22 protein-coding genes are annotated in these 23045 nt (G+C 52.8%); 17 read left to right on the top strand and 5 right to left on the bottom strand.

Annotation, left to right across the window (positions count from 1 at the left end; all coding sequences use genetic code 11):
* Positions 1 to 9 precede the first annotated feature (9 nt).
* Entirely contained in the window at positions 10 to 354 is a 345-nt protein-coding gene (locus WC7_RS25450) for a DUF1294 domain-containing protein (protein WP_049041453.1), read from the bottom strand.
* Between the two features lie 65 nt (positions 355 to 419).
* Between WC7_RS25450 and rstB the strand changes: the two genes are divergently transcribed.
* Positions 420 to 1721, top strand: coding sequence for a two-component system sensor histidine kinase RstB (rstB, locus tag WC7_RS14375; RefSeq protein WP_016153020.1), 1302 nt, complete (start codon positions 420 to 422; stop codon positions 1719 to 1721).
* Between the two features lie 73 nt (positions 1722 to 1794).
* Positions 1795 to 2724, top strand: a complete 930-nt coding sequence (tus, locus tag WC7_RS14380; RefSeq protein WP_016153019.1) for a DNA replication terminus site-binding protein — start codon at positions 1795 to 1797, stop codon at positions 2722 to 2724.
* Here the strand turns inward: tus and fumC are convergent.
* Both fumC and fumB read right to left on the bottom strand, forming a co-directional pair.
* Entirely contained in the window at positions 2721 to 4124 is a 1404-nt protein-coding gene (gene fumC, locus WC7_RS14385) for a class II fumarate hydratase (RefSeq protein WP_016153018.1), read from the bottom strand. The two genes, tus and fumC, sit on opposite strands and share 4 nt — an antisense overlap.
* A gap of 141 nt (positions 4125 to 4265) precedes the next feature.
* Positions 4266 to 5912, bottom strand: a complete 1647-nt coding sequence (fumB, locus tag WC7_RS14390; RefSeq protein WP_016153017.1) for a class I fumarate hydratase — start codon at positions 5910 to 5912, stop codon at positions 4266 to 4268.
* Between the two features lie 262 nt (positions 5913 to 6174).
* On the opposite strand from fumB, the gene manA reads away from it, so the two are divergent.
* Together manA and WC7_RS14400 are read left to right on the top strand one after the other, a co-directional pair.
* Entirely contained in the window at positions 6175 to 7350 is a 1176-nt protein-coding gene (gene manA, locus WC7_RS14395; RefSeq protein WP_016153016.1) for a mannose-6-phosphate isomerase, read from the top strand.
* Between the two features lie 106 nt (positions 7351 to 7456).
* On the top strand, positions 7457 to 8965 hold the full coding sequence (locus tag WC7_RS14400; RefSeq protein ID WP_029139531.1) for a YdgA family protein: 1509 nt from the start codon (positions 7457 to 7459) through the stop codon (positions 8963 to 8965).
* Between the two features lie 45 nt (positions 8966 to 9010).
* Here the strand turns inward: WC7_RS14400 and WC7_RS14405 are convergent, their stop codons facing one another.
* Entirely contained in the window at positions 9011 to 10039 is a 1029-nt protein-coding gene (locus WC7_RS14405; protein WP_016153014.1) for a Mal regulon transcriptional regulator MalI, read from the bottom strand.
* 169 nt (positions 10040 to 10208) lie between these two features.
* On the opposite strand from WC7_RS14405, the gene malX reads away from it, so the two are divergent.
* The 3 genes from malX to add all read left to right on the top strand — a co-directional run bounded on the left by malX (position 10209) and on the right by add (position 14086).
* Complete coding sequence (gene malX, locus WC7_RS14410; RefSeq protein WP_016153013.1) at positions 10209 to 11801, top strand: maltose/glucose-specific PTS transporter subunit IIBC; 1593 nt, start codon at positions 10209 to 10211, stop codon at positions 11799 to 11801.
* A gap of 10 nt (positions 11802 to 11811) precedes the next feature.
* Entirely contained in the window at positions 11812 to 12984 is a 1173-nt protein-coding gene (locus WC7_RS14415; RefSeq protein WP_016153012.1) for a MalY/PatB family protein, read from the top strand.
* Between the two features lie 100 nt (positions 12985 to 13084).
* Positions 13085 to 14086 (top strand): adenosine deaminase, encoded by a 1002-nt coding sequence (gene add / locus WC7_RS14420; protein ID WP_016153011.1) that lies wholly within the window; start codon positions 13085 to 13087, stop codon positions 14084 to 14086.
* Positions 14087 to 14138: 52 nt separating this feature from the next.
* On the opposite strand, the gene WC7_RS14425 is transcribed toward add, so the two are convergent.
* Positions 14139 to 15179: an oxidoreductase gene (locus WC7_RS14425; protein WP_016153010.1), complete on the bottom strand. Its 1041-nt coding sequence runs from the start codon at positions 15177 to 15179 to the stop codon at positions 14139 to 14141.
* Between the two features lie 241 nt (positions 15180 to 15420).
* On the opposite strand from WC7_RS14425, the gene blr reads away from it, so the two are divergent.
* The 10 genes from blr (at position 15421) to nth (ending at position 22854) form a co-directional block, all read left to right on the top strand.
* On the top strand, positions 15421 to 15546 hold the full coding sequence (gene blr / locus WC7_RS0124525; RefSeq protein ID WP_019076739.1) for a division septum protein Blr: 126 nt from the start codon (positions 15421 to 15423) through the stop codon (positions 15544 to 15546).
* 293 nt (positions 15547 to 15839) lie between these two features.
* Positions 15840 to 16055 carry a transcription modulator YdgT gene (ydgT, locus tag WC7_RS14430; protein ID WP_003832804.1) on the top strand — a complete coding sequence of 72 codons (216 nt, stop codon included), beginning with the start codon at positions 15840 to 15842 and terminating at the stop codon, positions 16053 to 16055.
* 91 nt (positions 16056 to 16146) lie between these two features.
* Positions 16147 to 16587: a DUF2569 domain-containing protein gene (locus tag WC7_RS14435; protein WP_016153009.1), complete on the top strand. Its 441-nt coding sequence runs from the start codon at positions 16147 to 16149 to the stop codon at positions 16585 to 16587.
* 76 nt (positions 16588 to 16663) lie between these two features.
* Complete coding sequence (gene rsxA / locus WC7_RS14440) at positions 16664 to 17245, top strand: electron transport complex subunit RsxA (protein ID WP_003029144.1); 582 nt, start codon at positions 16664 to 16666, stop codon at positions 17243 to 17245.
* A complete protein-coding gene (gene rsxB, locus WC7_RS14445) occupies positions 17245 to 17823 on the top strand; it encodes an electron transport complex subunit RsxB (protein ID WP_006684670.1) in 579 nt (192 codons plus the stop codon). The genes rsxA and rsxB overlap by 1 nt, the downstream gene beginning before the upstream one ends.
* Entirely contained in the window at positions 17816 to 19840 is a 2025-nt protein-coding gene (rsxC, locus tag WC7_RS14450) for an electron transport complex subunit RsxC (protein ID WP_016153008.1), read from the top strand. Before rsxB ends, rsxC begins: the two co-directional genes overlap by 8 nt.
* On the top strand, positions 19841 to 20893 hold the full coding sequence (gene rsxD / locus WC7_RS14455; RefSeq protein WP_016153007.1) for an electron transport complex subunit RsxD: 1053 nt from the start codon (positions 19841 to 19843) through the stop codon (positions 20891 to 20893).
* A gap of 9 nt (positions 20894 to 20902) precedes the next feature.
* Entirely contained in the window at positions 20903 to 21523 is a 621-nt protein-coding gene (gene rsxG, locus WC7_RS14460) for an electron transport complex subunit RsxG (RefSeq protein ID WP_016153006.1), read from the top strand.
* A gap of 3 nt (positions 21524 to 21526) precedes the next feature.
* A complete protein-coding gene (locus tag WC7_RS14465) occupies positions 21527 to 22219 on the top strand; it encodes an electron transport complex subunit E (protein ID WP_016153005.1) in 693 nt (230 codons plus the stop codon).
* Positions 22219 to 22854 carry an endonuclease III gene (gene nth / locus WC7_RS14470; protein ID WP_016153004.1) on the top strand — a complete coding sequence of 212 codons (636 nt, stop codon included), beginning with the start codon at positions 22219 to 22221 and terminating at the stop codon, positions 22852 to 22854. Before WC7_RS14465 ends, nth begins: the two co-directional genes overlap by 1 nt.
* Positions 22855 to 23045 lie beyond the last annotated feature (191 nt).

The following is a 23045-nucleotide window of genomic DNA, read 5'->3' as shown; positions in this document are numbered from 1 at the left end:
CACTGACGTTCACCAGGATGAAATGGGATAGAAATGATAGGCCGCTCCGATGACAGACACATTCACTATCACACTAATAATGAAGTAGGTTTTGAATGGCTGTTTTTGTGTTTTATGGCGAAAGAGTTGTTGAGCGGCTATCGCGCCCCCCCACCCGCCAACAACGCCAAACAGCAGCAAAGTGGACTCTGGTACTCGGCGCCAGGCCCTGCGCGCTGCCATTTTATCCGCACCGTACATTGCCAACGTCAGTATGTTGGCGAGCAAAAACCATATAACAAAGGGATGCGAGGTGAAAATGCAGCCTAACGCTGCGAAAATAAGTAGTAAATAACAACAGCGATTGAAATTCATATTTTTATATCACAGCAATTTTGAGAGTATCGGTGAGCATTATATTATGTATTCGGTGATTTTTTATGAAGAAGCTGTTTGTACAGTTTTATCTCCTGCTGTTTGTCTGCTTTCTGGTGATGACCCTGCTGGTCGGCCTGGTCTATAAATTCACCGCAGAGCGCGCAGGCAGACAATCCCTCGACGATTTAATGAAAAGCTCGTTATACCTGATGCGCAGCGAGCTTCGCGAGATCCCGCCACGTGACTGGGGTAAAACGCTGAAGGAGATGGATTTGAACCTCTCCTTTGACCTGCGCGTTGAACCGTTAAATAAGTACACGCTGGACGTTCAAACAATGCAACGTTTGCGCGAAGGCGATATCGTGGCGCTTGACGATCAGTACACATTTATTCAACGGATCCCACGCAGCCATTACGTGCTGGCCGTCGGCCCGCTTCCCTATCTCTATTTTCTCCATCAAATGCGCTTGCTGGACATCGCGTTGATGGCGTTTATTGCCATCTCGCTGGCCTTTCCGGTACTTATCTGGATGCGACCGCACTGGCAGGAAATGCTGCGACTGGAAGCTGCTGCACAGCGTTTTGGGGAAGGACATCTGGGCGAACGCCTCCATTTTGACAGCGGTTCCAGCTTTGAGCGATTGGGTATCGCGTTTAACCAGATGGCAGACAATATCAATGCGCTAATCGCCAGTAAGAAACAACTTATCGATGGCATTGCCCATGAGCTTCGTACCCCACTGGTACGCTTACGTTACCGGCTGGAAATGAGTGATAACCTCACCGCGCAGGAATCCCAGGCGCTGAATCGCGATATTGGCCAACTGGAAGGGTTAATCGAAGAATTACTGACCTATGCCCGGCTGGACCGCCCGCAAAATGAACTGAAGCTCAGCGTACCAGACCTGGCCGTTTGGCTGACAACCCATCTGGAGGATGTGCAAAGCGTAAATCCTGAGCGTGCGGTGCGCTTACGCCATCTTAATATTGGCGACTACGGCGCGCTGGATATGCGCCTGATGGAGCGCGTACTGGATAATCTACTGAATAACGCCCTGCGCTATTGCCAGTCTACGGTGCAAGCGAGCCTGTTATTGAATGGCAATCAGGCGACGCTGGTTGTGGAGGATGACGGTCCCGGTATTGCTCCAGACGCCCGCGAACAGGTTTTTGAACCGTTTGTACGCCTTGACCCCAGCCGTGACCGGGCGACCGGTGGTTGCGGGCTTGGGCTAGCCATTGTTCACTCGATCGCATTGGCTATGGGCGGTACGGTCGTTTGTGATGAAAGTGAACTCGGCGGCGCCCGCTTTTGTTTCAGTTGGCCCGTCTGGCATAACATTCCTGAAATTTCAGCTGCCTGACCCATTCGGCTCGGTGGTCAAATGGTGGAGGTTGTGCTATAAAAAAGTATGTTGTAACTAAAATGGTAAATCTATGGCCCGTTACGATCTCGTCGACCGCCTGAACGGCACCTTCCGCCAGATGGAGCAAGAGCTGGCGCTTCTGAACGACAATCTTTTGCAGCAAACGCTGCTGATTGCGCGCGTCTTCTCGTTACCGGAAGTGGCCAAAGAGGCAGAGCATGCCCCACTGCAGAACATTGATGTTAAGCAGCATTTAGGTAAAGAGGCTGAAACGCTGGCGCTACGCCACTATCGTCATCTGTTTATCCAGCAACAGTCCGAGAATCGTAGCAGCAAAGCGGCCGTCCGCCTGCCAGGCGTACTGTGTTATCAGGTAGATAACGCAGCTCAGCGCGCTCTGGAAGAGCAAATACAGCGTATTAACCAGCTAAAAACCACCTTCGAGCGCATTGTCACGGTGGAATCAGGGCTGGCACCGGCATCGCGTTTCGAATGGGTGCATCGCCACCTGCCGGGACTGATTACGCTGAATGCCTATCGTACGCTCACCCTTGTCAGAGAGCCTGCCACCCTGCGATTTGGCTGGGCCAACAAACACATTATTAAAAATCTGAAACGCGATGAAGTACTGCAACAACTGGAAAAAAGCCTGACGTCGCCGCGCAGCGTACATCCCTGGACGCGGGAAGATTGGCAGGCGAAGCTTGAACGGGAATATCAGGATGTCGCCGCCCTGGGCCAGCAGGCGCGCCTGAAGATTAAACGGCCGGTAAAAGTGCAGCCCATCGCCCGCGTCTGGTACAAAGGAGAACAAAAGCAGGTGCAATATGCCTGCCCGACGCCCTTGATCGCGTTGCTCAACAATGAAAACGGCATGACCGTACCAGATATCGGCGAGTTACTGAATTATGATGCCGACAATGTTCAGCATCGTTTTAAACCTCAGGCGCAGCCGTTGAGATTGATTATTCCCCGGCTACACCTGTACGTTGCGGATTAACTGCCTGGCCGCATACTGCCAACCATCAGTTCCGGGCGTACCCAGCTGTCAAACTCCGCTTCAGTTAGATACCCCAGCGCCAGGGCGGAGGCTTTTAACGTCAGCCCCTCTTTGTGCGCCTTTTTGGCAATTTCAGCGGCTTTATCATAACCGATATGGGTATTGAGCGCGGTCACCAGCATTAGCGACTCGTTGAGCAGTTGATCGATTCGTTCACGATTAGGCTCGATTCCTGTCGCGCAGTGCTCGTTAAAGCTTTCCATACCGTCAGCCAGCAGACGCACCGACTGCAGGAAATTGTGGATGACCATCGGTCGGTAAACGTTGAGCTCAAAATTACCTGACGCTCCGCCCATGTTGATGGCGACATCGTTGCCCATTACCTGACAGCAAAGCATGGTCAGCGCTTCACACTGGGTAGGATTGACCTTACCCGGCATAATGGAGCTGCCCGGTTCATTTTCTGGAATCGAAATTTCACCAATCCCGCAACGTGGACCGGATGCCAGCCAGCGCACATCGTTGGCGATTTTCATCAGCGATGCCGCCAGCCCTTTTAGCGCGCCGTGGGCGTGAACCAGAGCATCGCAGGTGGCTAGCGCTTCAAATTTATTCGGTGCGGTAACGAACGGCGCACAGGTAATGTCCCGCAATTCATCCGCGACCCGACGGGCATATTCCGGATGTGTGTTCAGTCCGGTCCCTACCGCGGTTCCCCCCAGCGCCAGTTCCGCCACGTGGGGTAAGCTGTTTTCAATGTGTCTGAGGTTATGTTCAAGCATTGCCACCCAGCCGGAAATCTCCTGGCCAAGCGTAAGCGGGGTTGCATCTTGCAGATGTGTACGACCAATTTTGACGATATCCGCGAAAGCGTGTGATTTATCACTGAGCGTTTTGGTTAAGACATTTAACTGCGGGATCAGTGAGTTACGCAGCGCCAGCAGCGCGGCAACGTGCATTGCGGTCGGGAACACATCATTCGAGCTTTGGCTTTTATTAACATCATCGTTGGGGTGAACTTTCCGTTCCATCCCCCGCACGCCGCCCAGCAACTCGCTGGCCCGGTTTGCCAGCACCTCGTTCATGTTCATATTGCTTTGCGTACCTGACCCGGTTTGCCAGATGGCCAGCGGAAACTCATCGCGGTGTTTATCCGCCAACACCTCATCTGCGGCCTGCATAATAGCCCTGGCTTTATCCTCCGCCAGCAGCCCGAGATCCTGGTTAACCTTTGCTGCGGCGCGTTTCGTCAGCGCCAGCGCATGGATCAGCGAGACCGGCATTTTCTCCGTAGAGATACGAAAATGCTCCAGCGAACGTTGGGTTTGCGCGCCCCAAAGCTTATCGGCTGGAACATCAATCGCCCCCATTGAATCATTCTCGCGGCGTACCGTTACCATTACCTGCTCCTTACATTAACAATTGATTAGGTTATGTTTCGACATTGCCCATTTGCATTGGTCTTATGAGTATTAACGAGGATTAATCTGTCGTTTGGTGGTTCGTGCGGTAAAAAAAACCGCCCCGAAGGGCGGCTGACGTTACTTAACGCAGCGTGCGCACTGCGACGTCTGAATCTGTTTGAAGAAATCGTTGCCTTTGTCATCCACCAGGATAAACGCCGGGAAATCTTCCACTTCAATTTTCCAGATGGCTTCCATCCCCAGTTCAGGGTATTCCACACACTCCAGACTCTTGATACTGCCCTGGGCCAGCACCGCTGCCGGGCCGCCGATGCTGCCTAAGTAGAAGCCGCCATGCTTATGACAGGCATCGGTCACCTGCTGGCTGCGGTTGCCTTTTGCCAGCATGATCATGCTGCCACCTGCGGACTGAAGCTGGTCAACATACGAATCCATACGCCCTGCCGTGGTTGGTCCAAGCGAACCAGAGGCATAGCCTTCCGGCGTTTTTGCCGGGCCAGCGTAATAGATCGGATGATCTTTAACATACTGCGGCAAACTTTCGCCGTTATCCAGCCGTTCTTTCAGTTTCGCATGCGCAATATCACGGCCAACAATAATGGTACCGTTAAGCGACAGACGTGTAGAAACCGGGTACTGCGACAGCTGAGCCAGAATCTCTTTCATCGGACGATTGAGGTCAACGCGTACCGCTTCGCCTTCTCCCGCCTGGCGCAACTCTTCTGGTATATATTTGCCAGGATTATGCTCCAGTTTTTCGATCCAGATACCTTCTCGGTTGATCTTAGCTTTGATATTTCGATCGGCTGAGCAAGAAACGCCCATACCAACTGGACACGACGCACCGTGACGCGGCAGGCGGATCACGCGGATATCATGAGCGAAGTACTTCCCGCCGAACTGCGCGCCCAGCCCCAGATTCTGTGCCTCAATCAGCAGCTCTTTTTCCAGCTCCACATCGCGGAATGCCTGACCATGTTCGTTACCTTCGGTCGGCAGCTCATCGTAATATTTAGCCGACGCCAGTTTCACCGTTTTCAGCGTGGCTTCCGCTGACGTTCCACCGATCACGAACGCAATGTGATACGGCGGACAGGCCGCTGTTCCCAGCGTTCGCATCTTCTCAACCAGGTAATTTTTTAATTTGCCCGGCGTGAGCAGCGCTTTGGTCTCCTGGTACAGATAGGTTTTGTTCGCCGAACCACCGCCTTTGGCAATACACAGGAATTTGTATTCATCGCCATCGACGGTATACAAATCTATCTGTGCCGGCAGGTTGGTACCGGTGTTCACCTCTTTATACATATCCAGCGCGGCGTTTTGTGAATAGCGCAGGTTGTCTTCGATGTAGGTGTTATACACACCGCGCGCCAGCGCAGCTTCATCACCGCCGCCGGTCCAGACGCGCTGACCTTTTTTACCCACGATAATCGCGGTGCCGGTGTCCTGACAGGTCGGCAAAATACCTTTTGCCGCAATATCAGAATTCCGCAGGAATTGCAGGGCCACATATTTGTCGTTTTCGCTGGCCTCCGGGTCACGCAGAATGTCGGCCACCTGCTGCTGATGCGCAGGACGCAGCATAAACGATGCATCATGGAAGGCCTGACGAGCCAGCAGCGTTAAGGCTTGCGGCGCGACTTTAACGATCTCCTGCCCTTCAAATTCGGCAACGGAGACATGGTCGCTGGTCAGCAGATAGTATTCGGTATCATCCTTTTTGAGGGGGAAAGGATGCTGATAATGAAAGGGTTTGTTTGACATTGTGCTCTCACTTACTGCTCGGTCTGGTTATTCTCTGGGCAGATGTTCCATTGCCCTGCTTCCCTGCCGCAGGTCGGGTTGTAGAAGGAAAGGCTTTCTGCAACCGGAATTACTCAGGGTATTAAAAGCGAGTCACCATATCCTACACAATTTTTTAACAAAAACTGAGACAAGTACGACTTTTTACATGTGCAGGTTACTTCGCTCAGGGTTTCTTGGTTTAATAGCCGAAGAAAATTCCACATTGAAACAGGGCTTGAGAATGCAAAAACTCATCAACTCAGTGCAGAACTACGCCTGGGGAAGTAAAACTGCGTTAACGGAACTTTATGGGATTGCCAACCCCACTCAGCAACCGATGGCTGAGCTGTGGATGGGCGCGCATCCGAAAAGCAGTTCGCAGGTTCTGAACGCTGACGGCCAGACGGTCGCTCTGCGTGATGTCATCGAACACGATAAATCCGCACTGTTAGGCGATGCTGTTGCGAAACGCTTTGGTGAACTGCCTTTCCTGTTTAAAGTGCTGTGCGCCGCGCAACCTCTTTCGATTCAGGTTCATCCTAACAAGCACAACTCTGAAATCGGATTTGCCAAAGAAAACGCGGCGGGGATCCCGATGGATGCCGCCGAGCGCAATTACAAAGATCCTAACCACAAACCGGAACTGGTTTTTGCTTTGACACCGTTCCTGGCGATGAACGCATTCCGCGAGTTCTCTGACATTGTCGCATTGTTACAACCGGTGTCCGCCGCGCATCCGGCTATTGCGCATTTCCTGCAGGAACCGAGCGCGGAACGTCTGAGCTATCTTTTCGCCAGCTTGCTGAATATGCAGGATGAGGAGAAATCCCATGCGCTGGCGATCCTGAAATCGGCGCTGAACAGCCAGCAGAGTGAACCGTGGCAAACCATTCGCCTGATCGCCGATTTCTATCCGAATGACAGCGGGCTCTTCTCCCCGCTGCTGCTCAATGTGGTGAAACTCAATCCTGGCGAAGCGATGTTCTTATTTGCCGAAACCCCACACGCCTACCTGCAAGGTGTGGCGCTGGAGGTAATGGCTAACTCGGACAACGTGCTGCGCGCCGGACTGACGCCAAAATACATTGATATCCCGGAGCTGGTCGCCAACGTTAAGTTTGTCGCCAAGCCAGCCAATCAGCTGCTGACCACGCCAGTTAAGACTGACAGCGAACTGGACTTCCCCATTCCGGTCGACGATTTCGCGTTCTCCTTGCATGAACTGACCGCCAATGGCGCAGATATCAGCCAGCAAAGTGCGGCCATTTTGTTCTGCATTGAGGGTGAAGCCGTGCTGAGCAAGGGCGAGCAGCGTCTGGTGCTGCAGCCGGGTGAGTCGGCCTTTATTAGCGCGAATGAATCGCCGGTAAACGTCAGCGGCACGGGCCGTTTAGCTCGGGTTTATAACAAGCTGTAGCAAGATACTGATATTTTTAACAACTCTTGCTAAGCTGTAGTGAGTTAAAGACATGTCACTCCTCCAGGCGTCTTCAAACGCCTGGTTTTATTTTATGGATATCAAAATGAAAAAATCGCTGGTAGCTGCGGGTGTGGTGGTTGCACTGGGTATCGTCTGGACGGGCGGCGCCTGGTACACAGGAAAGAAACTCGAAACGCATCTCGCCGAGATGGTGACGCAGGCAAACGATCAGTTAAAACGCTACTCCCCGGAGGCGGGCATTGAACTGAGTTATCAAAACTACCAGCGCGGCGTGTTCAATAGCCAACTGCAGTTGGTGGTGAAACCTGTCGCCGGGCAGGCAGATTCCTGGCTGAAACCGGGACAAAGCATCGTCCTGAATGAAACCGTTGATCACGGTCCTTTCCCGCTGGCTCAGCTGAAATCACTGAATCTTGTTCCGGCAATGGCCTCCGTGAAAACGACGCTGGTCAATAACGACGTGACGAAACCGCTGTTTGATATTGCCAAAGGTGAGACGCCATTCATCATTAATTCCCGTATTGGCTACAGTGGGGATACCCGTTCCGATCTCTCCCTCAAACCGCTGAACTACGAGAAAGGCGACGAAAAAGTGGCCTTTAGTGGCGGGGAGTTCCAGTTTACGGCAGATAAGGATGGTAATGCGGTGTCGCTGACTGGCGAGGCGCAAAGTGGCCTGGTCAATGCCGTCAATGAGTATGATCAGAAAGTACAAGTTACTTTCAATAACCTGAAAACTGAAGGTTCCAGCAGTATCGCAAGCTTTGGTGAGCGTATCGGCGATCAGAAATTGTCCCTCGAAAAACTGTCGATTTCAGTCGAGGGCAAAGAGCTGGCGGTGCTGGAAGGCATGGGTATCGATGGCAAATCCGATCTGATTAACGATGGCAAAACCGTCAACAGCCAGTTGGATTACACCCTGAACAGCCTTAAATTGCAGGGCCAGGATATGGGGAGCGGTAAGCTGACGTTGAAAGTTGGCCAGATTGACGGTGAGGCACTGCACCAGTTCAGCCAGCAGTACAGCGCCCAAACCAAAGCGCTGATGGCGCAGATTGATGTGGTCCAAAATCCTGAGCTTTATCAGCAGAAAGTCACCGAAGCCTTCTTTAATGCGCTACCGATTCTGATGAAAGGCGAACCGGTTGTCACCATTGCTCCACTGAGCTGGAAGAATGCAAAAGGTGAAACCACATTTAATCTGTCACTGCTGCTAAAAGATCCGACCGCAAACACGGTGGAGCCGCAAACGCTGGCCCAGGAAGTGGATCGTTCCGTCAAATCGCTGGATGCGAAACTGACCATCCCTGTCGATATGGCGACTGAGTTCATGACGCAAATTGCCAAACTGGAAGGATATCAGCAGGAAGAAGCGGCTGGTCTGGCGAAGCAACAGGTTAATGGCCTGGCGGCGATGGGGCAGATGTTCCGCATTACGACTTTGCAGGACAACGTTATCGGCACCAGCCTGCAATACGCAAACGGCCAGGTGACGCTGAACGGACAAAAAATGCCGCTGGATGAGTTTGTTGGTATGTTCGGTATGCCTTCTCTTACACAGCCGGACGCCCCTGCCATCCCGCAACAATAATCACTCGTCGGTGACAGGCCCGATAACAGAGTTTATCGGGCTTTTTTATTTCGCCGCCACCAGACGAGCGGAAAGCGTCAGATTGCGTGAATGACCTTCATCGTGGGCAATGCGTTGTAGCATACGTTCAGCAAGGGTGTATCCCATTTCACGCGCGGGCGAACAGGCCCAGGTAATCGGGATATCGTCCAACGCGTTTTCCGCCACATCAGCGAATCCGGCCAACGATATTTGCTGTTCGAAATAGCGATCGACACCAATTTCACCACTCTGACGTCCTGCTCTCATCAGGCCAAACCAGGCGCCTATGGCGATTATTTCGTTGTAGCACACCACCGCGCTGATCGTGGGATTGCGGCGTAACAGCGCCGTTACCTCTTCTGCGGCCTGCTTCTGGCTGGATGAGCACTCCAACACCCAGTCGCTATGAAACGGTAAACCATATTTTAGTAAGGTTGCACAATAACCGCCGACGCGCTCTGCGCGAGTCAATGAAGAACTCTGCCCGCCCAGCCAGGCAATACGCTGGTGTCCGTGGCGGATAAGATGTTCAACCAGTAACTGTGCAGCCTGCATGTTATCGGGCCTGACGGTGTCTGCGTCATCCATGTAGCTGGCGCGTGATGCAAAGACCACCGGGATCCCTTTATCAGCGGCCAACTGTTGCAGTGCATCACTGCTACCGGCGGCCCCGGCAATGACCACGCCATCCACCCCCTGGTTGAGTAACATCGCGAAACGCTGCGCCAACTGCTCCCCATCTTTACCGCCGTGCAATAAGAAGACCATGCGCCCCTGCGCTTCTAACGCTTCCGTCAGACCCGCCGTCAGCTCGGCGTAAAACGGCGTTGAAAGATCGCGTACAATCAAACCAACTACTCCGCTCTGCCCGCCGCGCAGCGCTGATGCCTGGCGGTTACGCACAAACCCCAGTTGCTCAATAGCAGCATTCACCCGCTCCCCAGTCGCTGATGAAATTCGCCCTTTTCCACTGAGCACCAATGAGACGGTGCTGACCGAAACCCCCGCAGCCAGCGCAACATCATGGATGGTTATTTTTTTGGCTATAGCCATAAAAACAGAAAACTCCCTGATAACGTGACAGATAAAACGTTTTATCAATCACTTATATTTATACCCCCTATTATCGTTCGATAATGTGATTTATACCGCACTAAAATTAGGTAAAACGTTTTATCTTCTCGCCATCATTAGTCAGCTAGCCTTTACAAGGAGTCGTTTGATGACGGCGAGAACCACACCAAAAATAACGTTATGGGAATTTTTCCAGCAGTTGGGCAAAACCTTTATGCTGCCTGTAGCGCTGCTTTCATTTTGCGGGATCATGTTGGGGATCGGCAGCTCGTTGAGCAGCCATGATGTCTTAACGCTGATCCCGGCGTTGGGGAATCCGGTGCTGCAGGCCATCTTTACCTGGATGAGTAAAGTTGGCTCATTTGCGTTTAGCTTCCTGCCAGTCATGTTCTGTATTGCCATTCCTCTGGGCCTGGCGCGCGAGAACAAAGGCGTTGCGGCGTTTGCCGGTTTTGTCGGTTATGCGGTCATGAACCTCGCCGTCAATTTCTGGTTAACCGCCAAAGGTATCTTACCCACCACAGATGCGGCGATCCTGAAAGCCAACAACGTGCAAAACATTCTGGGGATCCAGTCGATCGACACCGGGATCCTCGGTGCCGTTATTGCCGGGATCATTGTCTGGATGCTGCATGAACGCTTCCACAACATTCGTCTGCCGGATGCGCTGGCGTTTTTCGGTGGTACGCGCTTTGTGCCTATCATCTCCTCGGTGGTGATGGGATTGGTCGGGTTGGTCATTCCCTTGATTTGGCCAGTTTTCGCCATGGGCATTACCGGACTCGGTCACATCATCAATAGCGCGGGGGAATTTGGTCCTATGCTGTTTGGTACCGGTGAACGTCTGTTGCTGCCTTTTGGCCTGCACCATATTCTGGTGGCACTCATTCGCTTCACCGAAGCTGGCGGCACACAGGAAGTCTGCGGCCATAGCGTGAGCGGCGCACTGACTATTTTCCAGGCTCAACTGAGCTGCCCGACAACGCAAGGTTTCTCTGAAAGCGCAACACGCTTCCTGTCCCAGGGTAAAATGCCGGCGTTCCTCGGCGGTTTACCGGGTGCGGCATTAGCCATGTACCACTGCGCACGCCCTGAAAATCGTCATAAAATTAAAGGGTTATTAATTTCTGGTCTGATTGCCTGTGTCATCGGCGGTACAACTGAACCACTCGAGTTCTTATTCCTGTTCGTCGCTCCGGTTCTGTATGTAATCCACGCCCTGCTAACCGGTCTTGGCTTCACCGTGATGGCGGTGCTTGGCGTCACTATCGGTAACACTGACGGTAACCTGATTGACTTCGTGGTGTTCGGCATCCTGCACGGATTGTCCACCAAGTGGTACCTGGTCCCTGTTGTCGCGGCTATCTGGTTTGCGGTGTACTACGTGATCTTCCGCTTCGCCATCACGCGCTTCAATTTGAAGACGCCGGGCCGTGAAGTCGAAATTGCCAGCAATATCGAAAAAGTAATGGCCGGAGCGCCTGGTAAATCAGGTTACAACGTCCCTGCTATTCTGGCGGCGCTGGGCGGCGCGGAAAACATTGTCAGCCTGGATAACTGCATCACCCGTCTGCGCTTGTCAGTGAAAGATATGTCGCTTGTTAACGTACAGGCTCTGAAGGACAATCGTGCCATTGGCGTAGTACAACTCAATCAGCATAACCTTCAGGTCGTTATCGGTCCGCAGGTCCAGTCAGTGAAAGACGAGATCGCGGTTCTGATGAACACCGTACAGGCTTAAGGATAACAATATGTTTGATTTTTCAAAGGTTGTGGACAGGCACGGTACCTGGTGTACTCAGTGGGATTACGTTGCCGACCGTTTTGGTTCAGCCGACCTGCTGCCATTCACCATCTCCGATATGGATTTTGCCACCGCACCTTGCATTCTGGAGGCGCTGACTCAGCGCCTGTCACATGGCGTGTTGGGTTACAGCCGCTGGAAAAACGATGAGTTTCTGGCGGCGATAAGCCACTGGTTTCTTTCGCGGCATAACACTCAAATAGATCCTCAGTCGCTGGTATATGGCCCCTCGGTCATCTATATGGTGTCGGAGTTGATCCGCCAGTGGTCATCCGTGGGCGATGCGGTGGTTATCCATACTCCGGCGTACGATGCGTTTTACAAAGCGATTGAAGGTAATCAGCGACAGGTACGCGCAGTCGGACTGGAAAAACGCGCCGACGGCTGGTTTTGCGACATGGTTGCGCTGGAGAAAGCCCTGTCTCGACCTGAAAGCAAAATTCTTCTGCTTTGCAGCCCACAAAACCCAACGGGCAAAGTGTGGACGCGCGACGAGCTGGAAACCATGGCGGAACTGTGTCAGCGCCATGGTGTAAAAGTTATCTCCGATGAGATTCATATGGATATGGTATGGTCAGACCGGCCGCACATCCCGTGGAGTAACGTCGCGCGTGGCAGTTGGGCACTGCTCACTTCCGGCTCAAAGAGTTTTAATATTCCGGCACTAACCGGGGCTTACGGACTCATTGAAGATGCTCAAAGCCGCAACGATTACCTCAGCGCGTTAAAAGGCCGCGATGGTCTTTCCTCGCCTGCGGTGCTGGCGCTTAGCGCACATATTGCCGCTTATCAACAGGGTGCAAGCTGGCTTGATGCGCTGCGCGATTATCTTGCCAGCAATCTGCATTACGTTGCGTGTGAGCTTAATGCCGCATTCCCCGAACTCAACTGGCAGATTCCGCAATCCACCTATCTGGCATGGATTGACCTGCGTCCGCTCAATATTGATGACCATGCCTTACAGGATGTTCTCATCCACCAGCAGAAAGTGGCTATCATGCCGGGATATACCTACGGAGAAGAAGGTCGCGGTTTTGTACGTCTCAATGCCGGATGCCCAAGATCCAAGCTTGAAAAAGGCGTTCAGGGGCTGATTAACGCCATCCGTTCTGTACGCTAATTAAGTTTGCGCAATGAAATTATTCATTGCGCAACATAGCTTTTTATCCCGATTTTTTCATATAATACGACGCACTTTACCTAAATACACGAGTGCGACCATGATTGATACTTCCCTCCCCCTGACCGACGTCCATCGCCACCTTGATGGTAACATCCGTGCCCAAACGATCCTGGATCTGGGTCGTCAGTTCAATTTAACGCTTCCGGCACAAACGCTGGAAACGCTGATCCCTCATGTGCAAGTCACATCAACTGAGCCGGATTTAGTGAGCTTTTTATCCAAGCTCGACTGGGGCGTGAAGGTACTGGCCTCTCTGGATGCGTGTCGCCGCGTGGCATTTGAGAATATTGAGGATGCAGCACGTAACGGTCTGCACTATGTAGAATTACGTTTTTCACCCGGCTATATGGCGATGGCGCATCAGCTCCCGGTTGCGGGCGTGGTTGAAGCCGTCATTGCCGGCGTACGCGAGGGCTGCAAGACCTTTGGCGTCGAAGCTCGCTTAATTGGCATTATGAGCCGTACCTTCGGCGAAGCCGCCTGCCTGCAGGAACTGGATGCGCTGTTAGCCCACCGAGACCATATTACGGCACTGGATCTGGCGGGTGACGAACTGGGTTTCCCAGGCAGTCTGTTCCTGTCGCATTTCAATCAGGCGCGCGACGCCGGCTGGCGTATTACCGTGCATGCGGGCGAAGCCGCGGGACCAGAAAGTATCTGGCAGGCCATTAAAGAGCTGGGCGCAGAACGTATTGGTCACGGCGTAAAAGCCGTTGAAGATCGTGCATTGATGGATTACCTCGCCGAACACCGTATCGGCATCGAATCCTGCCTGACATCGAACATTCAGACCAGCACCGTCGCCTCTCTGGCAACCCACCCGCTGAAAACATTCCTTGAGCATGGCGTTTTAGCCAGCTTGAATACGGACGATCCGGCGGTACAGGGTGTGGATATTATTCACGAGTACACCATTGCCGCGCCAGCAGCAGGACTCACGCGCGAACAGATCCGTCAGGCGCAAATCAACGGCCTGGAAATGGCATTTCTGAGTAACGAAGAAAAACGTGCCCTGCGCGAGAAAGTCGCCGCAGCGTGACGGTTAAAGTGCCGGATGAGATGCTAAGCATCGCCATCCGGCATTTGCCTAATCAGGCAAGGCACAGCGTCGAGCGATGTTTCGCCGATTCAAGACCCAGCTCAATCAGCTCCATGATTTGAATAGCTTGTCTCGCCGGTACCGGGTTTTCACCATGACCATTTAGCGCATCACGAATGCCAGCATAGTACGCCGGGTAATTACCCGGTACAGTCAGCCAGGTCTCTTCAACCTGCTCTTCACCTTCTATTCGCGTCAACACGCCATCGCGCATGTCGTAACCCCAGTCTTCCTGAGGCAGTCGCTCGCCATTTTTCAGGCGCTCTTCCTGCGGGTCAAGACCATACTTCACATAGCTGCCACGCGATCCGTGCACGATATAACGGGCCGACTCAGCGGCAGCGAGCATAGTGCCGTGCAGAATCACACGACGCTGCGGGTAAGTCAGGATGGCATGGAAGTAATCCGTCGCTTGCGCACCTGGGCGGAGCTGAGCCAGATCTACCGTCATGCTGACGGGCAAACCAAACAGGTTAATCGCCTGATCCAGAAGATGCGGAGCTAAATCATACCAGATGCCGCTTCCCGGCCCCCCCTGTTCACGCCAGCGGTCACGAACCTGCGGGCGGAATCGATCGAAATGGGATTCGAAATACGCCACCTCCCCCAAAACGCCATCCGCCAGCAGGGCTTTCAACGTCAGAAAATCACTGTCCCAGCGGCGGTTATGGAAAACGGACAGCACGCGGCCAAGGCTACGCGCCAACGCATCCAGTTCGCGTGCTTGTGACAGTGTCACGGTGAAAGGCTTATCAACAACCACATGTTTGCCCGCTTCCAGCGCAGCCTTCGCTAACGGGAAGTGAGTGTCATTAGGCGTGGGGATCACAATCAGGTCGATATTCGGATCGTTAAAAAGGTGTTTAGGCTCAGCAACAACCGCCACCGTTGGCCAGTCTGCCTTCACTTTTGCTTCATCACTACTGGAAACCGCAGCCAGTTCGAGGCCCGGTGTGCCCACAATCAGGGGGGCATGGAAGGTTTTACTGGCGTAACCATAGCCAATTAGCCCAACGCGGATGTTGTCACTCATGTTATAGCCTCTCAATTCAGGACTAACCTATTTCACACCATACCCTGCAACGTCTCAATAGTTTAATAACCATTGCGCTACAAAGGTTGTTTATTAACTTAAGTCAAACATATGCCACTTATGCTTAACTTGCAGCGAAAAAGAGGGAGAAATCGTTCCCAATTATCTTGCTGTATTATTGAGAGATTAGTAACATTTGCAGCCTGTGTTTATGGATAAATCAAAGCAAATGTCATCAGTAATGAATCGTCTTATTGAATTAGCAGGTTGGATTGTTCTCACCGTCTCTGTGATCCTGCTGGGTGTTGCCAATCATATTGACAATTACCAGCCACCGGAGCCCGTTGCTGCTGTGCAGAAGAAATAAGCATCTGCAGTCCCTTATAACCCGGCAATTAACATCGAGTAACGGCAGGGTTTGGCTGCAAAAGATCGAATTTTGTCAAAAAAAGAGAATAATGCCGCATCCCACTCCGGTGCATATTGCCTGCTGTAGCGAAGCGCGTTACCCTTACCGCAGGTGCGCATAGCGCCTGCTTTTCCACAGGTATGAACACTCTTCTCACATTTGCGCGTCAATCCGCTTTTACCTGTGCATGTTGTTTATTATTTATATTTACTACTCCGTTGGTATTATTTTATTAATATGGATTTCCATTTATGACTGTTCAGGATTACTTATTAAAATTCCGCAAAATCAGTTCACTCGAAAGTCTGGAAAAACTGTTCGACCATCTTAACTACACGCTCACCGACGATAGCGACATTATCAATATGTATCGCGCTGCAGACCATCGCCGTGCCGAGCTTATCTCAGGAGGTCGTCTGTTTGATGTTGGTCAGGTACCCAAATCAGTCTGGCATTACGTGCAATAAAGAAGAAAGTAGCGCTCAACGTTAAAAGCTTTATAATAATTGCCCCAAAATGAATGGCATGTTTGATTGCGCGCGTAAACCTGGAGAAAAGATGACTACCACACCGGCACAACGTATCGGGGGCTGGCTACTTGGGCCACTGGCCTGGCTGTTAGTCGCATTGTTGAGCGCTTCGCTGGCGTTATTACTTTATGTCACTGCGCTGGCTACACCGCAAACCTTCCAAACGCTGGGTGCGCAAAGTACGGCAAATTTGCTGTTATGGGGCGTCTCTTTTATTACCGCGATTGCCATGTGGTATTACACGCTGTGGCTGACGATTGCGTTTTTCAAACGCAGAGCCTGTGTGCCTAAGCATTATATTCTATGGCTGCTGATCTCCGTGTTACTGGCGATTAAAGCGTTTGCGTTTTCACCGGTTCCGGACGCCTTTGCCGTGCGCCAACTGCTGTTCCCATTGCTGGCTGCAGCACTGCTGGTGCCCTATTTCAAACGCTCGCAACGCGTTAAATCGACGTTTGTGAATCCGTAATAACCCTACAGTTAACCTGTTGTCGCCTGTTGTAGATTGTCAGATAATAGGCGGCTTTTTTATTTCAGGCCGAAAAATGACTGATTACCTGCTGCTGTTTGTCGGAACTGTACTGGTCAATAACTTTGTACTGGTCAAGTTTCTGGGGCTCTGCCCGTTTATGGGCGTTTCCAAAAAACTGGAAACCGCAATGGGTATGGGCCTTGCCACGACGTTTGTCATGACACTGGCATCCATCTGCGCATGGCTGATTGATACCTGGATCCTCATTCCACTCAATCTCATCTATCTGCGTACGCTGGCTTTTATTCTGGTCATCGCCGTCGTCGTGCAATTTACCGAGATGGTTGTACGCAAAACCAGCCCTGCACTTTACCGCCTGCTGGGGATCTTCCTACCGCTGATCACCACTAACTGCGCGGTATTAGGCGTGGCGTTACTGAACATCAACCTCGGTCATAACTTTTTACAGTCGGCGCTATACGGTTTTTCCGCCGCTGTCGGCTTCTCACTGGTGATGGTACTGTTCGCCGCGATCCGCGAACGCCTCGCCGTGGCGGACGTGCCTGCTCCGTTTCGCGGTAATGCGATTGCGCTGATTACCGCTGGTTTAATGTCATTGGCCTTTATGGGCTTTAGTGGTTTGGTGAAGTTGTAATGAATGCTATCTGGATTGCCGTTGCCGCAGTGAGTCTACTGGGTCTGGCGTTCGGCGCTATTTTGGGTTACGCCTCACGACGTTTTGCCGTCGAAGATGATCCTGTCGTGGAGAAAATTGATGAAATTCTCCCGCAAAGCCAGTGTGGACAATGCGGCTATCCGGGCTGTCATCCTTACGCTGAAGCGATCGGCTCCCAGGGCGAAAAAATCAACCGTTGCGCACCCGGAGGCGAAGCGGTGATGTTAAAAATTGCCGCCCTGCTGAACGTCGACCCGCAGCCGATTGATGGTGATGAACACGATGTTACCCCCGTGCGTATGCTGGCGGTCATTGATGAAAATAACTGTATCGGTTGTACAAAGTGCATTCAGGCCTGCCCGGTTGATGCGATCGTGGGCGCGACGCGCGCCATGCACACGGTGATGAGCGATCTCTGCACCGGGTGCAACCTGTGCGTTGATCCATGCCCGACGCAATGTATCGAATTACGCCCGGTGGCCGAGACACCTGATAGCTGGAAATGGGATTTAAACACCATCCCTGTGCGCATCATTCCCGTGGAACAACATGTTTAAGTTATTCTCTGCATTCAGAAAAAACAAAATCTGGGACTTTGATGGCGGCATTCATCCACCAGAAATGAAGACCCAGTCGAACGGTACGCCGCTGCGACAGGTTCCGCTGGCGCCACGCTTTGTTATTCCGCTGAAACAACATATTGGCGCGGAGGGTGAGCTGTGCGTAAACGTAGGCGACACCGTGCTGCGTGGTCAGGCGTTAACCCTTGGGCGTGGTAAAATGCTTCCGGTACATGCGCCAACGTCAGGAACCGTTGTTGCTATTGCGCCGCATTCTACTGCACATCCATCGGCATTAGCTGAGCTGAGCGTTATTATTGATGCCGATGGCGAAGATCGCTGGATTGAGCGAGACGGCTGGGCCGATTACCGTTCCCGCAGCCGGGAAGAGCTGATCGCACGTATTCACCAGTTCGGCGTCGCCGGACTGGGTGGCGCGGGTTTTCCCACCGGCGTTAAGCTGCAGGGCGGCGGAGATAAAATTGAAACGCTGATCATTAACGCTGCTGAATGCGAGCCGTACATTACGGCTGATGACCGCCTGATGCAGGACTGCGCGGCGCAGGTCGTCGAAGGTATCCGCATCCTGGCGCATATTCTTCAGCCACGCGAAATTCTACTGGGCATTGAAGATAACAAGCCACAGGCAATTTCCATGCTGCGCGCGGTGCTGGCTGATTCACACGATATCAGCTTACGCGTGATCCCCACCAAGTACCCGTCAGGCGGGGCCAAGCAGTTAACGCAAATCCTGACCGGCAAGCAGGTTCCCCACGGGGGACGCTCCTCAGATATCGGCGTGCTGATGCAAAACGTTGGAACCGCCTACGCGATTAAACGTGCGGTGATTGACGGAGAACCGATTACCGAACGTGTCGTGACGCTGACCGGCGAAGCCGTCAGCCGTCCGGGCAACGTCTGGGCGCGTTTAGGCACGCCGGTTCGTCATCTGCTCAACGACGCGGGCTTCTGCCCTTCCGCCGACCAGATGGTGATTATGGGCGGGCCGCTGATGGGCTTTACGCTGCCGTGGCTGGATGTACCGGTGGTGAAAATAACCAACTGTCTTCTGGCGCCCTCTGCCAGTGAAATGGGAGAAACGCCGGAAGAGAAAGGCTGCATTCGCTGTAGCGCATGCGCCGATGCCTGTCCGGCCGATCTCCTGCCGCAACAGCTTTATTGGTTCAGTAAAGGGCAGCAGCACGACAAAGCAACGGCGCACAATATCGCGGACTGCATTGAATGCGGTGCCTGCGCCTGGGTATGCCCAAGCAATATTCCACTGGTGCAGTATTTCCGTCAGGAAAAAGCCGAGATTTATGCCATTAGTCAGGAAGAAAAACGTGCCGCTGAAGCGAAAGCGCGATTTGAAGCCCGACAGGCGCGACTCGAACGTGAAAAAGCAGCCCGTCTTGAACGTCACAAAAGCGCTGCCGTTCAGCCTGCGGCTAAAGATCATGATGCCATTGCCGCCGCGCTGGCTCGCGTAAAAGAAAAGCAGGCTCAGGCAATGCAGCCGGTAGTCATTCAGGCTGGCGAAAAACCTGACAATAGTGCCGTGATTGCCGCACGCGAGGCGCGTAAGGCGCAAGCTCGCGCAACCCGGATGGAAAACCCTCCCCAAACAGGAGGCAGCAGTACAGAGGTCGATCCGCGTAAAGCTGCAGTTGAAGCGGCAATCGCTCGTGCCAAAGCCCGCAAGCTTGAGCAGGAAACCGTAACGGAAACAGCCGAACCGGTGGATCCGCGTAAAGCCGCCGTGGAAGCGGCAATCGCTCGTGCCAAAGCCCGCAAGTTTGAACAGGAAACCGTAACGGAAACGGTCGAATCGGTGGATCCGCGTAAAGCCGCCGTGGAAGCGGCTATCGCCCGCGCCAAAGCTCGCAAGCTCGAGCAGCAGACGGTTACGGAAACAGTCGAACCGGTGGATCCGCGTAAAGCCGCCGTCGCGGCCGCTATTGCACGCGCTCAGGCAAAGAAAGCCGCCCAGCAGCAGGTTGTAAACGAGGAATAAATGGTATTCAGAATAGCAAGCTCCCCTTATACCCATAACCAGCGCCAGACATCGCGTATCATGATGCTGGTGTTACTGGCTGCATTGCCGGGGATCGCCGCTCAGCTGTGGTTCTTTGGCTGGGGTACGTTGTTCCAGATAGTTCTGGCCGCCATCAGCGCTATCGCCGCCGAAGCGGTCGTGCTTAAACTGCGCAAACAACCCATTGTCGCGATTTTAAAAGACAACTCCGCGTTGCTCACCGGGTTACTGCTGGCCGTGAGTATTCCCCCGCTCGCCCCCTGGTGGATGGTAGTTTTAGGCACGGTATTCGCCGTTATCATTGCTAAACAGCTGTATGGCGGCCTCGGTCAGAACCCGTTTAACCCCGCCATGATTGGTTACGTGGTGCTGCTGATTTCATTCCCGGTACAGATGACAAGCTGGCTGCCGCCGCATGAAATTGCGGCGACTGTACCTGGTTTTTTTGACGCCCTGAACGTTATCTTTAGCGGACATACCGCCAGCGGCGGGGATATGAACACGCTGCGTATGGGTATTGATGGTATCAGTCAGGCAACACCTCTCGATACCTTTAAGACGTCGCTGCATGCGGGACGTACTGTTGAGCAGGTGATGCAATACCCAATCTACAGCGGCATGCTTGCAGGCGCTGGCTGGCAGTGGGTTAACCTTGCCTGGCTGGTGGGCGGCGTCGTGTTGCTATGGCAGAAAGCGATTCGCTGGCATATCCCGGTTAGCTTCCTGCTGTCGCTCGCCGTTTGTGCCACTTTAGGCTGGATTTTCTCGCCAGATTCGCTGGCCTCGCCTCAGTTGCACCTACTTTCCGGCGCGACCATGCTGGGTGCATTCTTTATTCTTACCGATCCCGTTACAGCATCAACAACCAACCGTGGCCGCCTGATTTTTGGCGCACTCGCGGGCCTGTTAGTGTGGTTGATTCGCAGTTTTGGCGGTTATCCTGATGGCGTGGCTTTTGCCGTATTGCTGGCAAATATCACGGTTCCCCTGATTGATTATTACACCCGCCCTCGCGTGTACGGACATCGCTAAGGACTCCCTATGCTGAAAACGATTCGTAAACACGGTATTACTCTGGCGCTGTTTGCAGCGGGCTCGACGGGGTTAACCGCGGCAATCAATCAATTAACCAAGTCCACCATTGATGAACAGGCCGCGCTGCAGCAAAAAACGCTGTTCGATCAGGTTCTGCCAGGCGATCGCTACAATAATAACTTGTCCGAAAGTTGTTATCTGGTCGATGCGCAGGCGTTGGGCAAAGGCACTCACCGAGTGTATATTGCCCGCCAGGACGATCGTCCTGTTGCAGCAATTCTTGAAGCTACGGCGCCAGATGGTTATTCCGGGGCGATTCAACTGCTGGTTGGTGTCGATTTTTCGGGTACCGTGTTGGGTACGCGGGTGACCGAACATCATGAAACGCCAGGGCTGGGCGATAAAATCGAACTGCGACTGTCCGACTGGATCACCCACTTTAGCGGCAAAACGATCGCTGCGGGTAACGACGCTCACTGGGCGGTGAAAAAAGACGGCGGCGACTTTGACCAGTTTACTGGCGCAACCATTACGCCGCGTGCGGTAGTTAATGCAGTAAAACGCGCCGGTTTGTATGCGCAGACGCTGCCCGCGCAACTTCCTCAACTTAGCGCCTGTGGAGAATAAACCATGAGCGAAATTAAAGACGTTATTGTCCAAGGGTTATGGAAAAATAACTCCGCGCTTGTGCAGTTACTCGGAATGTGTCCGCTGTTGGCCGTCACCTCGACCGCCACTAACGCGCTGGGCCTGGGGCTTGCGACTACACTCGTCCTGACGCTGACGAACCTGACGATTTCAGCCCTTCGTCGCTGGACACCGCCTGAAATTCGTATTCCGATTTATGTCATGATCATCGCCTCCGTGGTGAGCGCGGTGCAAATGTTGATCAATGCCTACGCTTTTGGCCTGTATCAGTCTCTGGGCATTTTTATCCCGCTGATTGTGACCAACTGTATTGTTGTTGGCCGCGCTGAAGCCTTCGCAGCCAAAAAAGGCCCTGCGCTATCCGCACTCGATGGTTTTTCCATCGGCATGGGCGCAACTGGCGCCATGTTTGTTCTGGGCTCGCTACGTGAAATAATTGGTAACGGTACACTCTTTGATGGCGCAGACGGTTTGTTGGGTAGCTGGGCCAAAGTATTGCGCGTTGAGATCTTTCATACCGATACGCCGTTTCTGCTGGCCATGCTACCACCAGGCGCGTTTATTGGCCTGGGTCTGATGCTGGCAGTTAAGTATCTGATTGATGAGAAAATGAAGAAACGTCGTGCCGAGGCGGCTGTCACGGACAGTCCGGCTGGTGAAACAGGGAATGTGTAATGAACAAAGCAAAACGGCTGGAAATACTGACGCGCCTGCGTGAGAACAATCCGCATCCGACAACCGAGCTAAATTTTACATCGCCGTTCGAACTGCTGATTTCAGTCTTGCTCTCCGCGCAGGCCACCGATGTCAGCGTCAATAAAGCGACGGCCAAGCTCTACCCCATCGCCAATACGCCAGCCGCGATGCTGGAGCTTGGCGTTGAAGGGGTTAAGTCCTACATCAAGACAATCGGTTTGTTTAACAGCAAAGCGGAGAACGTGATTAAAACCTGCCGCATTCTGCTGGAGCAGCATAATGGTGAAGTGCCTGAAGACCGCGCCGCATTAGAAGCCCTGCCCGGGGTTGGGCGAAAGACGGCTAATGTGGTGTTAAATACCGCCTTTGGCTGGCCCACTATTGCCGTAGATACCCATATTTTTCGCGTTTGTAATCGTACCCAGTTCGCCCCGGGTAAAAACGTCGAGCAGGTTGAAGAGAAGCTGCTGAAAGTCGTACCCAGTGAATTTAAAGTCGATTGCCATCACTGGTTAATTCTTCATGGCCGCTACACCTGTATAGCCAGAAAGCCACGCTGCGGTTCCTGCATTATCGAAGATCTTTGCGAATTCAAAGAGAAAGTCGATATCTGATGCTGCCGGGGCATACTGCTTGCCCCTCGCTAACATAACGATTAGTTATGCACTCCCTTGAGTTTATTTTCCCGACAATGATGCCGTTCAACCGCGCATATCTAATGCAATATTCTTGTTAATTAACACCTGAGCAGGTTAATCGTTTTTTTAGTAAAAGAAATTTCTATCTATACGTGATCCAGATCATC

This window comes from Citrobacter sp. KTE151 (assembly GCF_000398845.1).
GTDB lineage: Bacteria > Pseudomonadota > Gammaproteobacteria > Enterobacterales > Enterobacteriaceae > Citrobacter > Citrobacter braakii.
This window is presented reverse-complemented; position numbering and strand designations above follow the sequence as displayed.